Below are 19,944 nucleotides of genomic sequence, written 5' to 3'. Positions count from 1 at the left end.
GCACGGCGGCTGCGTCGAAGACATCCGCGCTGTCACACAGGCCTGATTCGCGGTGCAGTGCATGCGGCTGTCGAGGTCGCCCGCGACGACCGGCGCTGATTTGCAGCGCAGCGCAGCCGCTGCTCAGCGCGCGACCGCGTAGACCTCGAAGCCGGTGCCGAGGCCGGCGCGGTCCACCAGGCGGGCGACCGGCTCGGCGGCCAGGGCGAGGCCGGCGGACACGGCGCGGGCGGGCAGCGAGCTGCCGAGGACGAAGCGCTGGAAGCCGCGGCTGAGGGCCGCGCGGTCGAGGCCGGAGAAGCTGGTCCAGCGCACCGGGTCGAAGTCGGCGGCGCCGAGCAAGGTCTGCAGGCCGCGGCGGCTGAACAGCGACAGGTGGTCGGGCGGGATGACCATCGGGAAGCGAGGCCCGAGCGCGCGCGCCGGCAGGCCCGAGCTCGACGGCGTCGACAGGGCGAGGAAGCCGCCGGGGCGCAGCCACTTGCGGGCCTGAAACAAGATGTCCTTTGGGTCAGCCACGTGCTCCACGACCTCCCACAGCGCCACGGCGTCGAAGCGCGGCGCGGGCGGGCCGAAGTCGGAGAACCACACGTCGTGGACGGTGTGGCCGCGGCGGCGCGGGCCCTCGGCCGTGCGAGCGCGGTCGACGCCCTCGACCTGCAGGCCGAGGTCGCGGCAGGCGTCGAGGAAGTGGCCGGGGCCGCAGCCGACCTCGAGCACCGAGCGCACGCCGAAGCGGCGGAGGATGGCGGCGCGCGCGTCGCCCTCGGCCCGCATGCGCTGCTCCTGGCCCACGGCGCTGCCGTGGTAGTCGGGCGCGAGGTAGAGGGTCTCGAGCGCCTGCGGGTCGGGCAGCGGCGTGACGAACACCGTGCCGCAGCGGCGGCAGCGGGCGTGGTCGAAGTCGCGGACGCGGAACGCGAAGTCGGCGTGAGGGCCGTCGCAGGCCGGGCACGGGCGAGCCGCCGAGTTCACGCCCTCCTGATTAACACGGGCGGCGGAGGCTCGCCAGCCCGCCGGCGCCCCCGCCGTGCTAGGGTTCGAACCCCGTGGCCTACGTCGTCCTCGCCCGCAAGTACCGCCCGCAGCGCTTCGCCGACCTCGTCGGCCAGGAGCACGTGACGCGCACGCTGGCGAACGCGATCGCCCACGACCGGGTCCACCACGCCTATTTGTTCTGCGGCGCGCGCGGCCTCGGCAAGACCACCGCCGCGCGGCTCCTCGCCAAGTGCCTGGTGTGCGTGAAGGGCCCGACGATCGACCCCTGCAACGAGTGCAGCGAGTGCGTCGCGGTCACCGAGGGCCGCTCGGTCGACGTCATCGAGATCGACGGCGCCAGCAACAACCGCGTCGAAGACGTTCGCAACATCCGCGAGCAGGTCCGCTACCTGCCGCAGACCGCCCGGCGAAAGATCTACATCATCGACGAGGTGCACATGCTGACCGGCTCGGCCTTCAACGCCCTGTTGAAGACGCTCGAGGAGCCGCCGCCGCACGTCACCTTCATCTTCGCCACCACCGAGGTCCACGAGCTGCCGGCGACGATCCTGTCGCGAGTGTCGCGCTTCGACTTCCGCCGGCTTTCGAGCGCGCAGCTCGTCGGCCACCTCAAGTCGATCCTCGCCCGCGAGGGCGTGAGCGTCGAGGAGGCCGGCCTCTACACCGTCGCTCGCGCCGGCGACGGCTCGGTGCGTGACTCGCTGACGCTGCTCGACAAGGTCATCGCGTTCGCCAGCGACACGGGCAAGATCAGCGCCGAGGAGGTCCGGGTCGTGCTCGGCGTCCCGAGCACGCTCGCGGTCGCCGGCCTGGTCGAGGCGATCCTGGCCCGCGACGCCACCCTGACCCTGCGGCGCTTCGACGAGATCTTCACCTCCGGGCAAGATCTCCTGGCCCTCGCGCTGGAGCTGCTCAAGCACCTCCGCGACCTCACGGTCGTCAAGCTGACCGGCAGTCGCGACGTGCTGCTCGACGCCTCAGACCAGGAGTTCGAGCACCTCACGCGTCAGGCCGCGGGCGTCGACGCGACCGCGCTGTCGCAGCTGTTCGACCGCTTCACCCGGGTCGTCGACGCCCTGCAGCGCACGCGCGTGCCGCGGCTCGTGCTCGAGATGGGCCTCCTGGACCTGGTCCACACCGAGCCGCTCATGCCGCTCGGCGATCTCATCGATCGCCTGGAGCAGATCTCTGCTCCGGGCCCCGGCGGCAACAGCGGCGGCTTCAATCCGGGAGGTTCGGCACCGCGCGGTGGGGGTGAGGCGTCTCGACCTCAGCGCCCGACCCCGGACTTTCCCGCGCGGCCGCCTCAGCGCGCCAGCGCCCCCGCGGCGGATATCGACACGTTCCTCGCGAATCTGAGGCCGCCCACGAGCGCTTCGGGCGCTCCGCCGCAATCGGCCAGCCCCCCGCCGCAGCCGGCAAGCTCACCGCCACGCCAGCCCGACCCGCCGCGAGAGGCCGCCCGCTCGTCAGCCCCGACCCCGCCAAGGCGTCCCGAGGCGACCCCGGCGCCGTTCACTCCGCCCGGGCCGCCGGCCTTCTCGCCGCCGCCTCCCAATAGCTTCTCGCCGCCGCCAGCTCGAGTTCCCCGGCGCCGCCAACCTTGAGTTCCTTCTCGCCGCCACCGGCTCCGAGTTCCTTCTCGCCGCCGCCGGCTCCGAGTTCCTTCTCGCCGCCGCCGGGCCCAGCCTCGTTCGCGGCCCCCGCCCCTGCCGCTCCGCCGGCTTCGGCAACGCCGGCGGCCGAGGCCTGCGCCGTCTGCCCGGGCACCCCGCGGGAAGCGCCCGGCACCGGAGCGATCGCCTGGGCCACGCTGCCGCCGTTCACCGCCTGGGAGGACTGCAATCGAATGCGCCGCGAGGAGATGGCGATCTTCGCCCTCCTGGCCGAATTCGGGCTGCTCGGGGTGGGCGAAGGGGTCGTCCGCCTGATCGGCAGCAACTATTACCGCGACATGCTCCAGAAGCACCGCGGCCAGATCGACGAGGCGCTGCATCTGCACATGGGGATGCCGTTCCGCCTCGAGCTGATCGAGGGCGAGCCGGTGCTGCCGGACACGCCGTCGCTGCGCCAGATCGAGCGCCAGCGCCAGGAAGCGCTCCAGGCCGAGGTGCTGCAGGAAGCCCGCACGCACCCCCAGATCCAGGCGCTCCTGGCCCAATTCGAGGGTCAGCTCAGGGGGTCCGGCCGCTGGTCGCGCCGCAGGCTAGTGAGCAACCCGGGCGCAGAATGGCGCACGCGACGGGCCCCCGAGCCTTGGACCTGTGCCCGGACGCTTTCCGAGTAGGATGAACCCATCATGAGCGAGTTTGACCTCGGAGCGATGATGCGGCAGGCGCAGGTTTTGCGCCAGCAGCTTGAGAGCATGCAGCAGAACCTCGATCACGAGGTTGTCGAGGGCAGCGCGGGCAGCGGCCTGGTGAAGGCCAAGGCGTCGGGGACCCAGCGGCTCATCAGCATCGAACTCGCCCCGGCGGCGATGACCGAGGACCGGGAGATGGTGCAGGACCTCATCGTCGCCGCGGTCAACAACGCGCTCGACAAGGCCAAGTCGCTGCAGCAGCAGCGGGTCGGCAACCTGATTCCCCCGGGGATGATGGGCCCTGGCGGTTTCCCTGGGCTGTGACCGGCGACGACGCGCAGAACCCCCTGCAGCGCCTGGCGGCGCTGCTGACCCGCTTGCCCGGGATCGGCGAGAAGACCGCGATGCGCCTGGCGCTGTCGCTGGTCAAGGCCGACGGCGACTACGTGGCGGCGCTGGCCGACGCGATCGCCGGGGTCCATCGTCAGCTCGGGCTGTGCGAGGTCTGCTTCGACCTGTGTACCGGCGGCACCTGCGAGCGTTGCCGGGACCGGCGCCGCGACCACGGCATCATCTGCGTCGTCGCGCAGCCGCAGGACCGGATGGCCATCGAGCGCACCGGCGCCTATCACGGGCTTTACCACGTGTTGCACGGGGTACTCGACCCGCTCGGCGGCGTCGGGCCCGACGAGCTGCGGGTCAAGGAGCTGCTGCGGCGCCTGCAGGGTGACAGCGTCCGCGAGGTCATCGTCGCCACGAGCCCCAACGTCGAGGGCGACGCCACCGCGGTGTATCTGGCGAAGCTGCTGCGCCCGCTGGGGGTGCAGGTGTCGCGGATCGCCAGCGGGGTCGCCGTCGGCGGAGAGCTCGAGTACGCCGACATGAACACCTTGAATCGGGCGCTCGCGGATCGCCGCGCGCTGTAGGGCCCGAGGGCGCGCGGAACGACTCGTCGCGAGGACGCGGTCCGGGTCGGGGTCTCGATGCCCACGCGCGCCATGGCCGCGTCACGCGGACAGAGCGCCGCGCGCTCGCGTGACCCTGAACGTCGGGCCATGGCCCTGGAGAGGTGTTGCGCCGGCATTCGCTCGAGGCTGCCATCCGTGATGGACTTGCCCGAATGACTTTGTTACGGTTTTGGCGCCCATGGACATAGGTCCGGGTCCCCACGTCGAGCCTCAGGAGTCTCACCCTTGAACCCGCTGAATCCCCAGCTCGTGATGTATGAAGAGGAGCAGAAGCAGATCCAAGCGATCGCTGAGCGGCTCCATCAGGACTCGCGAGCGAGAACGATTCTCCTCATCGACAAGAACGGACAGCTCGTCGCAGCCGCGGGCGACAGCGCCGCCCTCGATACGACCTCGTTGAGCTCACTGGTGGCCGGCAACGTCGCGGCGACCGGTGGCATCGCTCAGCTGTTGCGCGAGGACGAGTTCACCGCCCAGTTCCACGAGGGCAAGGGCATGTCGATCCACATGTCGCTGGTGGGCCGGCGGATCATCCTTGTCGTGCTGTTCGACAAGAACACGACGCAGGGACTGGTCCGTCTCCGCGTCAAGAAGGCCCAGGACGAGCTCGTGCCGATCTTCGAGGCTCTGGCCAAGAAGGTGCCCACGCAGTCGGCCCCGTTCGCGGAGATCACCGACCAGGACATCGACAACCTGTTCAACGACTAGCGAGAACCGATGTCGTTCATCAACTACAGTTCGCGCGAGATCAACTGCAAGCTCGTCTATTACGGGCCTGGACTCTGCGGCAAGACGACGAACCTGCAGTACATCTACAACAAGACGCGTCCGGAGGCGAAGGGCAAGATGATCTCGCTCGCCACCGAGACCGAGCGGACCTTGTTCTTCGACTTCCTGCCCCTCAGCCTCGGCGAGATCCGGGGCTTCAAGACGCGCTTCCACCTGTACACCGTCCCGGGCCAGGTGTTCTACGACGCGAGCCGCAAGCTGATCCTCAAGGGCGTCGACGGCGTGTGCTTCGTCGCCGACTCGCAGGACGCCCGTTACGACGCGAACATCGAGAGCCTCGAGAACCTGCGCATCAACCTGCAGGAGCAGGGCTACGACCTCGACAAGCTGCCGTACGTGATGCAGTACAACAAGCGCGACCTCCCGAACGCGATGTCGATCGAGGAGCTGTCCGCCGCGCTCAACCCGACTCGCGTCCCCGAGTTCGAGGCCATCGCACCGAACGGTCAGGGCGTGTTCGACACGCTCAAGGCGCTCGCCAAGCAAGTGCTCGCCGAGCTGCGCAAGGGCACCTAGCGCCCTGCGAGCGCAGCTCGCTTTCTGTACGTCCGGACATGTTGGATCGGACAGGTCTCTTGCGACAGCCTCGTGCAGTCCGCCGGCGCCCGTCGCGTGGTCGCGCCCGCGTGGAGATTAAAGTCACAGCCGCGAGGCCGCGACTGCATGGGACGACGCTCCCGGCCGTGACACACCGGCCGCTCGGTCGACGCGTTCCCCGCCTTACGGCCGCGAGAGCCCGGAATTATTCAGTTGGAGCGCCTCTAACGCTGTGTATTATCCCCTCGAGTGGTCCGCGCTGCCTCGCGCGAGCCGCCTGACCGAAGCGGAAGCCCCATCATGGCCACGGAAGAATGGATTCAGGAGTCCCTCGCGCGGCTCGAGAGCCTCGAAGAGGAGCGGAAGAAGCACGAGGACGCGCTGGAGACCGCCAGCGATCCCGCCACGCTCCGCATGCACACGCAGGCCGTCGAGCGCCTCGAGGTGAAGATCCGGGCGCTGTACGCCGAACTCGAAGCCGTCGCCGCTCAGGACGGTGGTGACGACGCCGAAGACGCCGGCGACGACCTCGACGACGCGGCACCGGAGCCCGAGCCCGTTCGTGCCGCTCCCGCCCGTCCTGCCGCCCCCGCCGCGGCCCCGTTCAGCTCGCCGCCCGCAGCCGCACCGTTCAGCGCGGCTCCCGTCTCGCCCTTCGGCGAGGTGCCCCCGGCCGCGCCGTTCAGCTCGCCGCCCGCCGAGAGCCCCGCGTTCGCGTCCTCCCCGGCGTTCGCCTCCACGCCCGCCGCCTCGTTCGACTCCGGCGACGACGGCGAGAGCAGCGGCTCGGGCAGCAAGATCGGCATCATCATCGGCCTCGTCCTCGTGCTCGGCGGCGCCGGTGCCTACTTCGCCCTGGGCCGCAAGCCCGCCGAAGAGGCGCCCCCGCCGGCCGCGCCCACCGAGGTCAAGGTGATCAAGAGCGGCGAGGTCCCGCCCGACACGCAGGGCCCGCGCACCGCCAAGGGCGGCGAGATCGACGCGACCCACGGCGCCCAGATCAAAGAGACCGATCGCCGCACCGGCGGCGGCAGTGGCGGCGGCAGCAGCAGCGCCCCGCCGTCTTCCACGGAGCCGAAGAAGAAGAAGGAAGACAAGGCCACCAAGATCGAGTCGACCGACGACCCGCTGGCCGGCATCCGCTGAGCTGACTTCTCGCGCATGTCGAAAGGGCCATGTCGCTTGCGACATGGCCCTTCGTGCATTCGAAGATCGACGGCTCGGGCCACGCACGTGCCGACGAGCGACCCCTTCTCTTCGGCCCCGCACGCGCCCAGCCTCGACCGCGTGCGCGAGGCCGGCGACGCACGTCGGCAGTCCGCGGTGCGTTGCCTCGAAGAGCTGCCGTCTGCTCGACATGTATCGACACGAGGAGCTGCCGCCCGCTCGAGATGTCCGCGGGGAGCCGACGCCGGCTCGACATGTGTCGTAGCGGGGAGCTGCCGCCTGCTCGACATGTGTCGTAGCGGGGAGCTGCCGCCTGCTCGACATGTGTCGTAGCGAGGAGCTGCCGCCCGCTCGAGATGTCCGAGGGAGCCGACGCCGGCAGCCGCGGCGCGACGGGCTACCCCTTCTTCTCGTCGTTCTTCTGCCCCGGCTTCGGCGGCGCCCGGAACACCGGCGCGGGGCCGGCGGGGTTCTGCGGCGGCGGCGAGCCGATCGCCGGCAAGTCGAGCCGCGTCGTGCCGCGCGTGGGCAGCCCCGTCCGCGGCATCGCCGGCGCGAACGGTGCGCCTTGCGGCGGCGGCGGTGCGCCGACGTTGTTGAGCGACGGCAAGCTCGGGGCCGGCGGCTTGCTCGGCTCGTTCGTCGGCAGCACGCCGAGCAGCGTCTGACGCCGACGCATCGTCGGCGCGTCGCTGTCGGGCTTGGCCTCCGGCGGCGTCGCGGCCGGCGTCGCTACGGGCGGCGTCACCGGTCCGGGCATGAAAAGCGACGTCGCCCGCGGGGTCGGAGCCGGCGGCGGAGCGGCCGGGGCCGCGGCCTTCCCCTCGGGAGCGGGGCCCGGCGTGAACGGCATCGTCCCGCCGACGCGCGGCGCCCCGATGACGGGCGGCGCGACCGGCAGCGGCGTATGACCGATGTCGGGCACGATGAGGCTCGGCGGCGGGGCCGGACTCGCGGGCACCTCGGACGACAGCGCCGCGGCGACCGAGTCGATGCGAGGCTTCGAGTCGTCGCTGTTCCTGTCCTTGAGCAGCTCCGACAGCGGCGGCGCCGACGTGTGCGGCGTCGAGAACAGATCGATCTCGAGGCCCTGGCGCGGCGCGTCGGGGTCGCGCTCGATCGGCGCGGCCGGCTTCGGCGGCGCAGCGACGGGGGCCGGCGTCGGCGTCTCGACCGGCCCGAACCTCCGCGTCGGCTCGGCGGCCTCGGAGCGCGCCTCGTTGGTCTCGCTGGCCGTCGGCTCGCCGCCGCTGCCGATCTCGCCCGACACGATCTCGCTGGCTGCGGCCTCGCTCGACACCACGATCGTCGTGCGCCGCGAACGAGCGCGACGCTCGCGACGGAGCTGCGCCTCGAGGTAGTCCTGCAGCCCCTTGCGGGCGCGCTTGATCAGGTCGTCGGCGACCGAGTCGTTCGTCGCGTCCTTGGTCGCGATCTGCACCTGCTCGAGCAGCACCGACGCCTCGTCGATGCGCTCGAGCTTCTGCAGCGCGAGCGCCTGCGCGGCGACGACGCGCGGGTGCTCGCCGATCGTCTTGCGCGCGTTCTCGATGTAGCTCAGGGCCTGCTTGAACTTCTTGCTCTCGATCAGCAGGACGATGCCGAGGTCGAGCTGGTCGCGCGGGCCGAGCAAGTTGGCCGTCGTCAGCTTCTGCAGCAGCTCGCGGGCCTTGGTGCGCTCGCCGGCGAGCACGTGCGCGTGGGCCTGCGCGCTGATCAGCATCACCGCCTCGGGCTGGCCACACAGCTCGGCCGTCTCGGCGAAGCCGGCCGCGGCCGCGTGACCGTCGCCCAGCTTGAGGTTGAGCAGCGCGAGCTGCAGCGAGCGCCAGCCGGCCGGCGCGAACAGGCGGACGATCGGCCGCTCGGGCAACTCCGTGATGAGCTCGCTGGCGCGGGAGCGATCGGCGGCCAGGACCTCGCGGCCGAGCGCCTCGAGCCGGCTGGTCACCAGGCCCGGCAGCAGCAGGAACACACCGAAGCCCGCGAGCACGAAGCTGACCCGCAGCGCGGTCGTCGACATCAGCAGCCCGACCAGGATCAGCACCCCGGGCACGGCCCACTGCACGACCTTCCCCTGGACGGGGCGGGGGCTCCGCAGCCAGAGGTGCTGCGGGACCACGACGGCCGGGAGCTCGCTGTGTTTGGGACCTGCCATGAGTTATCCGCAGCCGGGCATACCTAGATCGGCGCAGGCCTGCAAGCTGGTTGCGCCCGCTCCGGCTTTTCGGCCGGACCGGCGACAGATCGCGTGGCACGCCTGCTAGAATCGCTCCGGTGAGCTCCCCACTCGACCTCGGCCGCTTCGTCCAGCGCCGTCAGCTCCGCGGCTACGAGCAGGACCTCGCCCGCGCCACCTACGCCTACGGCGTCGACCTTCGCCGCTTCCAGTGGCTCAGCCACTCGTTGGCGGCTCAAACCGCCATGCGCGCGCTCGAGTTGCGGTGGAGTACACATGCGACGACGCTGATGACCGCGGGGGACCTACAGTACCCCGAAGGTGCCGAGAGTCTCCCGATTCTGCAAGAGCTCATCCAGATCGCCGAGCTCCTCCACGCCGGCTTACCCGGCATCCGCTTCGTCTCTGCGAAGGGTCGCGCCTCGGGCATGTGGCCGCTCGTGGCGCCGCTCGCCAACTCTCGCGGCGGCGACGCGTGGCTCGTCCTCGACCACGACCGCCTGCAGACCGAGGCCCCGGCCGTGCGCGCCTTCTTCCTCGCGCAGGGCCTCGCTCACCTGCAATGCGGCCACGGCGGCCTCTTCATGGCACACCTCATGAGTGCGCGCGACCGCGTCACGCACGGCCTCGTCCGCGCCGCGCTGCGCTCGTGGAGTCAGGTCGCCGTTTTCTCGGCCGACCGCGCCGGCCTGCTCGCCGCGGGCGAGCTCGAACCCGCCTTGCAGGCGCTCGACCGGCGCGGCCGCCCGCAGCCTGACTGGCTCCCCAGCTTCTCGCCGCGATCCGAGCGCGAGCGCGCCCTGCGGGAGTTCGAGCGCAGCCGCGTCGTCGCGCGCATTCGCTCGCAACAACGCCACCGCCGCGAACAAGCCTCGCCCGAGGAGATCGTCGCGGCGCTCGAGGCCGGCGAGGCGACCAGCGCCGCTGCGCAGCCGGCGGACGCTCCCGCCGCCGAGGTCCCGGCCGACGCCTGGCCGCTCGCGCGCTGTGATCAGCGCCTCACCACGCGACTGAGGCTCCTGTAATGACGAGCTCTCCTACGGACTCCGTTTCCTCCGCCCTCCTCCACCTCGCCGATGGCCTGCGCCAGGCCGCGGACCAACTCGGCCTGCCGCGCCTCGGCGCCCAGGTCCTCGAGGAGACCACGCGTCGCCTCACCGAGTCGCGCTTGCGCGTGCTCGTGCTCGGGGAGATCAAGCAGGGCAAGAGCACCCTGATCAACGCGCTCCTCGGCGAGGCGCTGCTGCCCACCGGCGTCACGCCGACCACCGGCGCGGTGGTCCAGCTGGTCCGCGGCGACACCACCGAGCGCCGCTTGCACGGCGCCGCCGGCTCCGAGATCCTCGCACCCGAGCGCTTCGCCGAGCTCGCGCGCGGCAAGTCGCCGATCGAGGGTTCGCTGGTCGTCACCACCACCAGCGAGCAGCTCCCGCCCGAGCTCGAGCTGATCGACACGCCCGGCATCAACGACATCCTCCGTCTGCGCACCCTCATCAGCCGCGGCGAGCTGCCCCGCGGCGACGCGCTGTTGCTCGTCCTCGACGCCACGCAGGTGCTCAAGCGCACCGAGCTCGCCTTCCTGCGCGACGCCTTGATCGCCGTGGGCGGTCTCGGTGACAGCGGCGCCACCTTGCTCCTCGCGCTCAACCGCGTCGACCTGATCCCCGAGGCCGAGCGCCCGGCGGTCCTCTCGCACATCGAGGCCCAGCTCGCGAGCATGATCCCGGGCCCGCTCGAGATCTTCCAGACCGACGCGCGCACCGCCGCCAAGGACCCGGCCAAGGACACCTCGGCGTGCGCGAGGTGCTGCGCCTGCGCGAGCGCCTCAAGCAGCTCGCCGGAAAGACCCGCGACCTGTCGCCGCCGCGCGCCCGCACTTACTTGCTGCGCAACGCCGACCTGCTCGCCCACCACGCCGCCACCCTGGCCCGCGCCCTGCGGCTCGAGCACGCGGCCGTGCGCGACGAGCTCGAGGCCGTGCGCAAGGCCTTCATCGAGCAGCAGCTCGACGTCGAGCAGCAGCGCGCCACCATCGCCACCCGCCGCGCCGAGATCGTCGCCCGCACGCGCGAGCACCTGGCCAACTTCCGCGGCGAGCTCGAGGAGGCGATCTTCAAGCAGCTCGAGCGCGCCGACCTGCGCATCACCGCCGAGCTGCTGCCGAGCGCCTCGCAGGACGCGCTCATGCACTTCGTCTACAGCGAGGCCGAGCGGCTGCGCCTCGCGCTCGAGGGCCTCACGCGCGAGGTCATGCAGACCTGCGGCGAGCAGGCGCAGCGCCGCCTCGCCACCGCGATGCTCAGCCTCGGCCTGCGCGGCCCGGTCATCCACATCCGCCCGCCCTCGGTGTTCGTCGAGGCCGGCACGCTCGCCGTCGGCATCGCCGGCACCGCGGTGATGTACTTCGGCAACATCGTCACCGGCCTGGTGATGACGGTCGCCGCCCCGCTGGCCACCATGGTCCTGCGCGAGCGCTCCGTCCGCGAGGTCCGCACCGCCGCGCGCGAGAGCGTCCCCTCGGCGCTGGCCACCGCGTTCGGCGAGCTCGAGTCGGCGCTGGTCCGCGCCGTCGACGACCATGTCGCCACGCTCGAGGAGATCCTCGTGCTCGCCCACGGTCAGCTCGGCGATCAGCTGCAGTCGCTGCTGCAGCGCGTGCTCGACCTCGACGAGCACGCCGCGTTGCCGCCCGCCGATCCGACACCAACGCCGACGCCGCCCGCGAGCGAGCCCGTCCTACAACCTGTCTCTTCAGCCAGCGAGGCGCGCAAGACCGCGGCCGCCGAGCTCCGCGCGCTCGAGCCCCGGCTCGCCGACCTTCGCGCCCAGATCGCCGCGGTCCCGATCGCCCCCGAGCAAGCGCGATGAGCAGCGACGACACCCGCAAGCCGAAGGACGAAGACAAGAACCCGCTGCGCTCGATGGGCTCCGCCCTCGGCGGGTGGGCCAAGCGCATGGGTACGATCCTCAGCGAGGTCACCCAGCAAGGCCCGCCCGAGGAGGTGGCCCGCGCGATCTCCCAGGCCCGCGAGCTCAGCCTCACCGGCGACTACGCCGGCGCCGCCACGCGCCTGCGCGAACCGCTGATGCAGCGCCCCGGCGACGCCCACCTCAAGCTCGCCCTGGCGATCACCCGCGTCGCCCAGGTCCTCACCGGCAACGCGCACCTGAGCGTCCTGCTCGAGCTCGCCGAGCCGCCGAACAAGCGCGGCGAGCGGGCCCTGCCCGAGACTCTGGCCGAGGCCACGCGCCTGCTCCTGCGCGACGAGTTCGACCCCGCGCTCGACCAGCTCCGGCGCGGCCGCAAGCTGGTCGAGGACGCCGCCGAGCCGGCGCTCCACGACGCCCGCTTCCTCCTCAACCTCCTCACCACCCTGCTGCAGGTCCGGCGCGGTCGCTTCGAGCGCGGCCTGCTCGAGTTCCAGCGGGCCCGCGCGCGCCTGCCCGAAGGGACACGTGGTCCGCTGCGCGCGCTGCTGATCCGCGAGGGCGCGCAGCTGCTGCTCGCCGAGGATCACCTCGACGAGGCGATCGCCTGGCTCACCGGCGAGGCCGACCTCGGCAACACCGCCGCCGAGGTCGAACAGGGCACCGCCGCCGCGCGCTTACCTCTCGGTGGCCCTCGCGGCCAAGGGAGATCGCGTCGGCGCCGAGGCCGTGCGCGCGAAGCTCCCCGCTCGCCCCGAGTGGGAGGAGCACCTCGTCCGCATTCACCTGCTCCTCGGGACAGGGTCCGAGGCGCGCGCGCTCGCCCTCCGCCACCTCCAGCAAGACCCGCAGAGCCCGCGGCGCAAGCGGTTGTGGGCCCTGTGCGAGGTCGCGGCCTGGCCCGTCGGCGGCTGCGACGCGAACCCCTCGATCCGCGCGAGCGTGCTCGACGCCCTCGTCGACGCCGCCGCCTCGGCTGCCGGCGAGCGGCAGGAGCGGCACCTCCAGGAGCTGGCCCACGTCGCCCTGCGGGCCGATCTCCTGTCCGATGGGACAGTCGCGCTGATCCGCCGGCGCCTGCAGGACGGGGCCGCATCTGCCCCCGAGGAGCTGCGGCTCGTCAACGCCCGCCGGCGCCTGCAAGACAACGACGAGCGCGCCGGCGAAGACTTCCTCCCCGGTCCGCCGCCGCGCTTCCGCAGTCAGCCCGACCTCGGCGGTCCGTTCGGCCCCGACGAGATCTCCCCCTCCGCGACGCCAGCCAGCGCCTCGGCGTCCTGCGCGGCCAGCGGGCCCTGGCCTCCGCCGAGTTCTGCCTCAAGAGCCATGTCCCCGGGGACAGCCAACCCGTCAACCTCCACGAGGCCGCGCAGGAGTACCTGGTCGAGGTCCTCACCGAGTCGCCCGAGCACACGCGGGCCCGGGCCCTCCTCGCTCAGCTCGCGCAACCACTGCAGAGCAACCGCCTCGAAGACCTGCTCGCCGCCGCCACCGCGTTGCTCGCGGCGATCCCGAGCCGCGTCCTCGGCGTCCCGATCACCGGCGTCGCCGACGCGCTCAGCGGCGTGATCGCGGCGCGCGAGCGCCTGGCCCGGCCGCTGACGATCGCGGTGATGGGCGAGTTCTCGTCGGGCAAGAGCACCTTCGTCAACGCGCTGCTCGGCGAGGTCGTCGCGCCGATGGGCGTGCTGCCGACCACCACCACGATCAACTTCTTCCGCCGCGGCCCGACCGGCGGCGCGCGCGTCCACTACCGCGACGGCAGCATCAGCACCGTCGCGCGCGGCGAGGTCCACACCTTCCTGCGCGGCCTCGACGACGTGGCGGCGAGCCGGGTGCGGCACATGGAGATCGAGCGCACCTCGGCGCGCATGGGTGAGGCGGCGGTGGTCGACACGCCGGGCCTCAACGCGCTCGACGGCTTCCACGAGCGGGTCGCCCGCGAGTTCGTCGACGAGGCCGACGCGATCATCTGGATCTTCTCGGCCACGCGCGGCGGCGCGGCCTCGGAGGCGGGCGTGCTCAAGAGCATGCGCGCCGACGGTCGCCAGGTCCTCGGTGTGCTCAACAAGGTCGACACCCTCGACCCGGAGGAGCGCGCCGAGCTCACCGACTACCTCAAGCAGCAATTCGGCGACGTCCTGCTCGACATCATCCCGGTGTGCGCGAGCGATGCGCTCGAGCTGCGCACCGGCTCGGCCGACCCCGAGGCGCGCCACGACGACCCGTTCCGCGCCGTCGAGGACGCGCTCGAAAAACACTTCCTCGCCCACGCCCGCGAGCTCAAGCGCTCGCTCGCCGCCCGCCGCCTCGGCGACGCGCTCGCCCGCACCGGCGCCGCCGTCCGCGAGGCGATCGCCGGCCTCGAGATCCGTGCCAGCCAGACCGGCCCCGTCGGCTCCGACCCCACCCACCTCGAGGCGCGCCTCGTCGCGCTGGGCGACAAGGTCTACGGCCAGCTCCTCGCCCTCGACGACCTGCTCACCCGCGAGTGCCTCGCCCTCGGCGTCCTCCGGGCCGGCGCGGGCGGCAAGATCCTCGTCACCGAGCAAGACGTCACCTACCTGACGGCTGTCCTTCGGGACAGCATCCTGCGCGCCCTCCAGGCCGACCTCGGCGAGCTGTCCCAAGAGCCAGACTCCGACGCCTTCTCCGACATCCTCGCCGCCCGCCTGGTCCCGTGGGCCCAGGGCTACCTCGACAGCCTCGAGTCTTCCGGCTTCATCGCCTCGCTGATCCACGAGCACGGCCACGGCGTCGCCAAGGGCGAGGCGGCCCTGCGCGAGCGCTACCGCAGCGCGCTCGCCCCGGTCGCCGCGAGCTGGCGCAAGTTCATCCGCGGCCAGGTCCGGGCGATCCGCCAGAGCATCGCGCAGATGCAGCACCGCACCGCCTCGGCCCCGAGCGCCGAAGCCCTGCGCCTCCGCGCCACGACCCTCGCCGGCGTCGACGCGCTGCTCTCGGGCCTCGAACAAGTCGCCCCCTGAGCCTCGAGCCAATCCCCGGACCGCGCGTCACCTGACCTTCGGCGCGCGGCTCCGGATCGCGACCTCCGAGCCGCCCTCACCAGCGCGCCTCTCTTCTCGGACCTCGAACAAGTCGCCTCATGAGCGCGGCCTTCGAGCCGCCCTCACCGGCGCGCCTCTCTTCTCGGACCTCGAACAAGTCGCCTCATGAGCGCGACCTTCGAGTCGCCCTCACCAGCGCGCCTCTCTTCTCGGCCGCGAACAAGTCGCCTCATGAGCGCGACCTCCGGCCGCCCTCACCAGCGCGCCTCTCTTCTCGGGCCACGAACAAGTCACCTCGTGAGCGCGACCCGCGAGTCACTCTCGCCGGTGTCTGCTCTTGGGCCACGAACACCCGAACGCGACCTTCGAGTCATCCACCCCTCGCCCAGTCGGGGCATCGCCGCCGACCGCGCGGCGATGAGAGCCTGCGCCGCGCGCCGCCCGCAACTTGCCTCCGGTTCGCGTTCTCGCCTCCAGCTGAGCCTGTCTACATCTTTGCCGCCCCCGCAGGCACCCCGTCCCCTCGGGTCTGCCCTGTTCCACGCGCGCGGCGATGCGCTATTGTCCGGCCTCGAGCCCATGAGCCTTGAACACACCTGGCCCGCCTGGGGCCTCGATGAGGCCGGTCGCGGCCCGATCCTCGGCCCCATGACCCTCGCGCTGGTGGCACTCGACGCCGCCGCCGCCACCGAGCTCCGCGGCCTCGGCGTGCAGGACAGCAAGCGTTTCGGGGCAGGTCCCAAGGCACAGGAACTTCGGGCCAGCTTGACCGTCGAGATCCGCCGGCTCGCGCGCGTGTGCGTGTGCGTCGAGATCCACGTCGACGTCATCGACGAGCACACCTTCCGCGGCCAGCTCAACGTGCTCGAGCAGCAGACCGCGCTCAGGCTGCTCGCCGACGCCGGCACCCCCGAGGACGCCCACATCATCGCTGACGGCTGCCGGATCTTCACGCCCCTCCAGCGCAGCTACCCCCGACTGTGCGCCGTCGACAAGGGCGAGTCGGCCCACGTCGCCGTCGCCGCCGCCTCGATCGTCGCCAAGCACGCCCGCGACGAGGCCTTCTCCGCCATCGCCGCCCGCTACGCCGCCGACTTCGGCCCGATCGCCGGCGGCGGCTACCTCAACAAGGCGACCCGCCGCTTCCTCGACGCCTACAACAAGGTCCACGCCCGCCTCCCGCCCGAGGCCCGCAAGAGCTGGGGCGCCGAGAAGGTCGACGCCGGCGATCAGCTCTCGCTCATGGCGGACTGACTCCGGCTGTCTCTTCGCGTAGGTCTCTCGTGACATGCTCGTGAAGCCATGTCACGAAGGACATGTCCATTCACGCATGCTCTACAAAGACTGTCGCGAGGGACATGTCCTCGCGACATCAAACGTTGAAGTCGGCCAGATCTTGCCGCAGCTTCTCGAGCGCGTAGCGCATGCGGCTCTTGACCGTGTTCTCGGGCGCGCCGACGATGTCGCCGATCTCTTTGAAAGAGAGCCCGTTGATCTGGCGCATCAAAAACACCTCGCGCTGGTCTTCGGGCAGCAGGTCGATGGCGCGGGCGATCCGCTGGCGGATCTGCGGGGCGGCGGCGCGATCGTCGGTGGGCACGTCGTCCGCCGCGACGGTCTCGACCATCGCCGGGCCCTCGTCGTCGACCCCGCGGCGCGGCGTGTCGAGCGACGTCGTGCGGCGGAACTTCGCGCGGCGGCTCTCGTCGACGCAGAGGTTGCGGGCGATCGTGTACAGCCAGGTCGTCAGCTTGGCCGTGCGCTCGTAGCGGTCCTTCGAGCGCACCACCCGGAGGAACACCTCCTGCAGCAGCTCTTCGGCGCGGCTGCGGTTCTGCACGCTGCGCAGCAGGAAGTTGAACAGCCCGCGGCGGTGGCGCGCGACCAGCTCTTCGAACGCCCGCGCGTCGCCGTCGCGGAAGCTCAGCATCAGCGCCTCGTCGCTGCGCGGCTCGGGCGGGCGGCCGTTGCGGTGCGGGTCGTCCATGCCTTCGATGGCGGCCCTCAGTGTGCGCCCACCGCCAGCGCTCTGGCAAGACTCAGGCCAGAACCGCCGCGAGCGGCTCAGCGGACCTGGCGCGTGCGGGGTCGCGGCTGGCAGCGCGGGCAATACGCCCCGCTGCGCCCGCCCGACACGAACCCGACCAGCTTCGCCCCGCAGCGCGGGCAGGCTTCGTCGGCCCGCCCGTAGACGCGCAGGTCGTCCTGATTGCGGCCCACCTCGCCCTCGACGTTGCGGAAGTCCTTGAGCGTCGTCCCGCCGTTGTCGATCCCCCGCTGCAGCACCGTCACGATCGTCCCCGCGAGTCGCTCCCACGCGCTTGCGTGCAGTCGCTGCGCTTCTACGAGGGGGAAGATCCCGGCCGCGAACAGCGCTTCGACCGCGTAGATATTGCCGAGCCCGGCGATCGCCTCCTGGTCGAGCAGCGCGTCGCGGATCGGCCGGCGCGACGACCCGAGGCGCTCGGCCAGCACCGCCCCGCCGAACCCGCGCTCCAGCGGTTCGGGCCCCAGCGCCCCGAGCGGCTCGCTCGCCATCAGCTTGGCCAGCGGCCCCGCCCGCAGCCCGCCGAAGCGCCGCGGATCGACCAGCCGCACCTCGCGATCGTCGGCCATGCGCAGCGCGAAGTGGGTGTGCGTCACCTTCGGCTGCGCCGCAGTCGTCACCCCGCAGCGGCCGCTCATCCCCAGGTGGATCACCAGCCCGTTCGTCTCCCCGCCCGGGCCCGCGAACTCCCACACGATGTACTTGCCGCGCCGCCGGATGTCCTTCGGGACATTGTCTTTCAGGCAGGCGAGATTCTCCTCCGCCCAGCTCTTGCCGACCCGCAGCTTGAACGCGCTGCGCCACACCTCGACCACCGGCGCGCGCAGCTGCGCGGCCTGCAGTCCGCGGCGGACCGACTCGACCTCAGGCAGCTCCGGCACCGGCCGCCTCTCGCGCGCTGCAGCGCCGCGAATTGTTCCGGCCCCAGCGTCTCCGGCCGCACCCCCGGATCGATCCCCGCCGCCGCGCACCACGCCTGCGCCTCCGCCCGGCTCCCGAGCGCGGCCAGCGAGTTGACCAGCACCTTGCGTCGCTGCTGGAACGCAGTGCGCACCAGGTGCCGCAGCCCCGCCTCGTCGGCCACCGCCCCGAGCGGCTCCGGTCGGGCGTCGAGGCGGATCACCGCCGAATCGACCCGCGGCGCCGGCAGGAAGCAGCCTCGCGGCACGTTGCGCACCCGCGCGATTGTCCGCACCCGCGACAGCACCGCGGTCACCCCGCCGTAATCGTCCTCGCCAGGCCGCGCGCACAGCCGGTCGGCGACCTCCTTCTGCACCATCACCACCCACGGCCCGCCCGTCGGCGCCTGCTCGAGCAGCGCGAACAGCAGCGGACCCGTCAGCTGGTACGGCAGGTTGCCGACGATCGCCACCGGCTCGGCCTGCCCGGCGATCGCCGCCGCGTAGTCGAAGCGCACCGCGTCCGCCTCGTGCAGCGTGAAGTTCGGCCGCTCGCCGAGCTCTGCTCGCAGCACCGCGCACAGATCGCGGTCACGCTCGATCGCCCACACCTCCGCCCCCGTCCCCAGCAGGCGGTCCGTCAGCGTCCCAAGACCTGCGCCGATCTCGATGACCCGCCGCCCCGGCCGCGCCCCGCTCGCCACCGCGATCGCCGCGTGGACCTCGGGCGCGATCAAGAATTCTGCCCCGCTGTGACGCGCGTGCAGGCCGTAGCGGCGGAGCAGCGCTCCCGGTGAATCGATCGTCATGCCCGCCCCTCGACCTGTCCCTGCGGACATCTTCGCAACCTCGCCTCGCCGCTCCGCGCGACCTTCACGGCTCGCTCATCGACCTGTCCCTGCGGACATCTTCTCGAATTCGCCGCGCCGCTCCGCCCGACCTTCACGGCTCGCCCCTCGACCTGTCCCTGCGGACATCTTCGCAACCTCGCCTCGCCGCTCCGCGCGACCTTCACGGATCGCTCACCAACCTGTCCCTTCAGACAGGTCTCTAAACCTGTCCTAGAGGTCAGCTCAGCCATCGCGTGCCCGCCCCTCGTCGAGCGCCAGGCTCGCATAGACCTCGACCGGTGGCTCGCGGCGGAGCCCGGCTGCCCGGCGCAGCGCCGCCGCTCCGCCGATCATCGCCGCGTTGTCGCCGCAGTAGCGCAGCGGCGGCGCGCGCAGCGTGAAGCCGTCGCGCGCGGCTGCCTCCGCGAGCGCCGCTCGCAGCCCGCTGTTCGCCGACACCCCGCCGACGATCGTCACCAGCGACGTCCCCACGCGTCGTCGTGCCACGCGGAGCTTCGCCACCAGCACCGACACCACGGCCGCCTGGAACGACGCGCACACGTCGGCCAGCGCCTGCCGCGACGACGGCTGCCCGTGTTGGTCGACGTACACCGCGACCGCCGTCTTGAGCCCCGAGAACGAGAACTCGAGGTTCTCGCGCGACCCCAGCATCGCCCGCGGGAACGGCACCGCGTTCGGATCGCCCTCGGCCGCCAGGCGATCGATCACCGGCCCGCCCGGGTAACCGAGCCCGAGCAGCTTCGCCGCCTTGTCGAACGCCTCGCCGGCCGCGTCGTCGCGGGTGCTGCCCAGCACCTCGTAGCGCCCCAGCGCCTGCACGTGGACCAGCTCGCTGTGCCCGCCCGACACCGACAGCGCCAGGTGCGGCGCGAACTCGGCGGGCGGCGAGTCGGCGTCGCCGAGGAACGGCGACACCAGGTGACCTTCCATGTGATGCACCCCGACCAGCGGCAGACCTGTCGCAAGGGACAGGCCACGAGCCAGCTGCACCGCCACCAGCAGCGCGCCGACCAGCCCCGGGCCCTCGGTCACCCCGATCGCGTCGAACCACTCGAAGCCGACCCCCGCGCGCGCCAGCGCCTCGCGGACCACCGGCACCGCCGCGGTCAGGTGATGCCGACTCGCCAGCTTCGGCACCACGCCGCCGAACTGCGCGTGCAGCTCGACCTGCGACGCCACCACGCTCGCGCGCACGAACAACCCCTCGACCACGGCGCAGGCCGTCTCGTCACACGACGATTCGAGCGCGAGGATGCGAGGAGCGGCCATC

17 protein-coding genes and 1 pseudogene are annotated in these 19,944 nt (G+C 72.0%); 12 read left to right on the top strand and 6 right to left on the bottom strand.

The annotated features are described in order from the left end of the window. Positions 1-123: 123 nt before the first annotated feature. A complete protein-coding gene (locus OV079_RS37690; protein ID WP_267774438.1) occupies positions 124-975 on the bottom strand; it encodes a class I SAM-dependent methyltransferase in 852 nt (283 codons plus the stop codon). A 74-nt stretch (positions 976-1,049) separates the two neighbouring features. Between OV079_RS37690 and dnaX the strand changes: the two genes are divergently transcribed. The 7 genes from dnaX (at position 1,050) to OV079_RS37655 (ending at position 6,741) form a co-directional block, all read left to right on the top strand. Beyond that, positions 1,050-2,606, top strand: a complete 1,557-nt coding sequence (dnaX, locus tag OV079_RS37685; RefSeq protein WP_267774437.1) for a DNA polymerase III subunit gamma/tau — start codon at positions 1,050-1,052, stop codon at positions 2,604-2,606. Between the two features lie 242 nt (positions 2,607-2,848). Further along, positions 2,849-3,286, top strand: a complete 438-nt coding sequence (locus tag OV079_RS37680; RefSeq protein ID WP_267774436.1) for a hypothetical protein — start codon at positions 2,849-2,851, stop codon at positions 3,284-3,286. Between the two features lie 12 nt (positions 3,287-3,298). After that, positions 3,299-3,625: a YbaB/EbfC family nucleoid-associated protein gene (locus OV079_RS37675; protein WP_224197196.1), complete on the top strand. Its 327-nt coding sequence runs from the start codon at positions 3,299-3,301 to the stop codon at positions 3,623-3,625. Next, positions 3,622-4,227, top strand: coding sequence for a recombination mediator RecR (gene recR, locus OV079_RS37670; protein ID WP_096329031.1), 606 nt, complete (start codon positions 3,622-3,624; stop codon positions 4,225-4,227). Before OV079_RS37675 ends, recR begins: the two co-directional genes overlap by 4 nt. Positions 4,228-4,521: 294 nt before the next feature. After that, the gene (locus OV079_RS37665) at positions 4,522-4,977 is read left to right on the top strand and encodes a roadblock/LC7 domain-containing protein (protein ID WP_420829569.1); all 456 of its coding nucleotides are present in this window, start codon (positions 4,522-4,524) and stop codon (positions 4,975-4,977) included. A 9-nt stretch (positions 4,978-4,986) separates the two neighbouring features. After that, positions 4,987-5,574, top strand: a complete 588-nt coding sequence (locus OV079_RS37660) for a GTP-binding protein (RefSeq protein WP_267706392.1) — start codon at positions 4,987-4,989, stop codon at positions 5,572-5,574. Positions 5,575-5,895: 321 nt separating this feature from the next. Continuing rightward, positions 5,896-6,741 carry a hypothetical protein gene (locus OV079_RS37655; protein ID WP_267774435.1) on the top strand — a complete coding sequence of 282 codons (846 nt, stop codon included), beginning with the start codon at positions 5,896-5,898 and terminating at the stop codon, positions 6,739-6,741. A gap of 418 nt (positions 6,742-7,159) precedes the next feature. Here OV079_RS37655 and OV079_RS37650 read toward each other — a convergent pair whose 3' ends face one another. Continuing rightward, positions 7,160-8,920 carry a tetratricopeptide repeat protein gene (locus tag OV079_RS37650; protein WP_267774434.1) on the bottom strand — a complete coding sequence of 587 codons (1,761 nt, stop codon included), beginning with the start codon at positions 8,918-8,920 and terminating at the stop codon, positions 7,160-7,162. 50 nt (positions 8,921-8,970) lie between these two features. Between OV079_RS37650 and OV079_RS37645 the strand changes: the two genes are divergently transcribed. The 5 genes and pseudogenes from OV079_RS37645 to OV079_RS37625 all read left to right on the top strand — a co-directional run bounded on the left by OV079_RS37645 (position 8,971) and on the right by OV079_RS37625 (position 16,131). Next, positions 8,971-9,966, top strand: a complete 996-nt coding sequence (locus OV079_RS37645) for a M48 family metalloprotease (RefSeq protein ID WP_267774433.1) — start codon at positions 8,971-8,973, stop codon at positions 9,964-9,966. Then, positions 9,966-10,472 (top strand): annotated as a pseudogene (locus OV079_RS59275) (dynamin family protein); the annotation flags it as partial. The gene OV079_RS37645 and the pseudogene OV079_RS59275, both read left to right, overlap by 1 nt. A gap of 263 nt (positions 10,473-10,735) precedes the next feature. Then, complete coding sequence (locus OV079_RS37635) at positions 10,736-11,809, top strand: hypothetical protein (RefSeq protein WP_267774431.1); 1,074 nt, start codon at positions 10,736-10,738, stop codon at positions 11,807-11,809. After that, positions 11,806-14,856, top strand: a complete 3,051-nt coding sequence (locus OV079_RS37630) for a dynamin family protein (RefSeq protein WP_267774430.1) — start codon at positions 11,806-11,808, stop codon at positions 14,854-14,856. The genes OV079_RS37635 and OV079_RS37630 overlap by 4 nt, the downstream gene beginning before the upstream one ends. Before the next feature lie 600 nt (positions 14,857-15,456). Further along, the gene (locus OV079_RS37625) at positions 15,457-16,131 is read left to right on the top strand and encodes a ribonuclease H family protein (RefSeq protein WP_267774429.1); all 675 of its coding nucleotides are present in this window, start codon (positions 15,457-15,459) and stop codon (positions 16,129-16,131) included. 118 nt (positions 16,132-16,249) lie between these two features. Here OV079_RS37625 and OV079_RS37620 read toward each other — a convergent pair whose 3' ends face one another. The 4 genes from OV079_RS37620 to tsaD all read right to left on the bottom strand — a co-directional run bounded on the left by OV079_RS37620 (position 16,250) and on the right by tsaD (position 19,943). After that, positions 16,250-16,864: an RNA polymerase sigma factor gene (locus OV079_RS37620; RefSeq protein WP_267774428.1), complete on the bottom strand. Its 615-nt coding sequence runs from the start codon at positions 16,862-16,864 to the stop codon at positions 16,250-16,252. 77 nt (positions 16,865-16,941) lie between these two features. Beyond that, on the bottom strand, positions 16,942-17,751 hold the full coding sequence (mutM, locus tag OV079_RS37615; RefSeq protein ID WP_267778746.1) for a bifunctional DNA-formamidopyrimidine glycosylase/DNA-(apurinic or apyrimidinic site) lyase: 810 nt from the start codon (positions 17,749-17,751) through the stop codon (positions 16,942-16,944). Continuing rightward, a complete protein-coding gene (rsmA, locus tag OV079_RS37610; RefSeq protein ID WP_267774427.1) occupies positions 17,664-18,662 on the bottom strand; it encodes a 16S rRNA (adenine(1518)-N(6)/adenine(1519)-N(6))-dimethyltransferase RsmA in 999 nt (332 codons plus the stop codon). The genes mutM and rsmA overlap by 88 nt, the downstream gene beginning before the upstream one ends. 234 nt (positions 18,663-18,896) lie before the next feature. Further along, positions 18,897-19,943, bottom strand: coding sequence for a tRNA (adenosine(37)-N6)-threonylcarbamoyltransferase complex transferase subunit TsaD (tsaD, locus tag OV079_RS37605; RefSeq protein WP_267774426.1), 1,047 nt, complete (start codon positions 19,941-19,943; stop codon positions 18,897-18,899). Between the last annotated feature and the right edge of the window lies 1 nt (position 19,944).

The organism is Nannocystis pusilla (assembly GCF_026626665.1).
GTDB lineage: Bacteria > Myxococcota_A > Polyangia > Nannocystales > Nannocystaceae > Nannocystis > Nannocystis pusilla.
The sequence above is the reverse complement of the archived record's forward strand: the minus strand, read 5'-3'. Positions and strand labels throughout refer to the sequence as shown.

Bases quoted from the DNA above. Each gene is read 5' to 3' on its own strand.
- OV079_RS37680 (WP_267774436.1), top strand. From the start codon at position 2,849: ATGCGCCGCGAGGAGATGGCGATCTTCGCCCTCCTGGCCGAATTCGGG.
- OV079_RS37675 (WP_224197196.1), top strand. From the start codon at position 3,299: ATGAGCGAGTTTGACCTCGGAGCGATGATGCGGCAGGCGCAGGTTTTG.
- OV079_RS37665 (WP_420829569.1), top strand. From the start codon at position 4,522: ATGTATGAAGAGGAGCAGAAGCAGATCCAAGCGATCGCTGAGCGGCTC.
- OV079_RS37660 (WP_267706392.1), top strand. From the start codon at position 4,987: ATGTCGTTCATCAACTACAGTTCGCGCGAGATCAACTGCAAGCTCGTC.
- OV079_RS37655 (WP_267774435.1), top strand. From the start codon at position 5,896: ATGGCCACGGAAGAATGGATTCAGGAGTCCCTCGCGCGGCTCGAGAGC.
- OV079_RS37650 (WP_267774434.1), bottom strand. From the start codon at position 8,920: ATGGCAGGTCCCAAACACAGCGAGCTCCCGGCCGTCGTGGTCCCGCAG.
- OV079_RS37630 (WP_267774430.1), top strand. From the start codon at position 11,806: ATGAGCAGCGACGACACCCGCAAGCCGAAGGACGAAGACAAGAACCCG.
- OV079_RS37625 (WP_267774429.1), top strand. From the start codon at position 15,457: ATGAGCCTTGAACACACCTGGCCCGCCTGGGGCCTCGATGAGGCCGGT.
- OV079_RS37620 (WP_267774428.1), bottom strand. From the start codon at position 16,864: ATGGACGACCCGCACCGCAACGGCCGCCCGCCCGAGCCGCGCAGCGAC.
- rsmA (WP_267774427.1), bottom strand. From the start codon at position 18,662: ATGTCCGCAGGGACAGGTCGAGGGGCGGGCATGACGATCGATTCACCG.
- tsaD (WP_267774426.1), bottom strand. From the start codon at position 19,943: ATGGCCGCTCCTCGCATCCTCGCGCTCGAATCGTCGTGTGACGAGACG.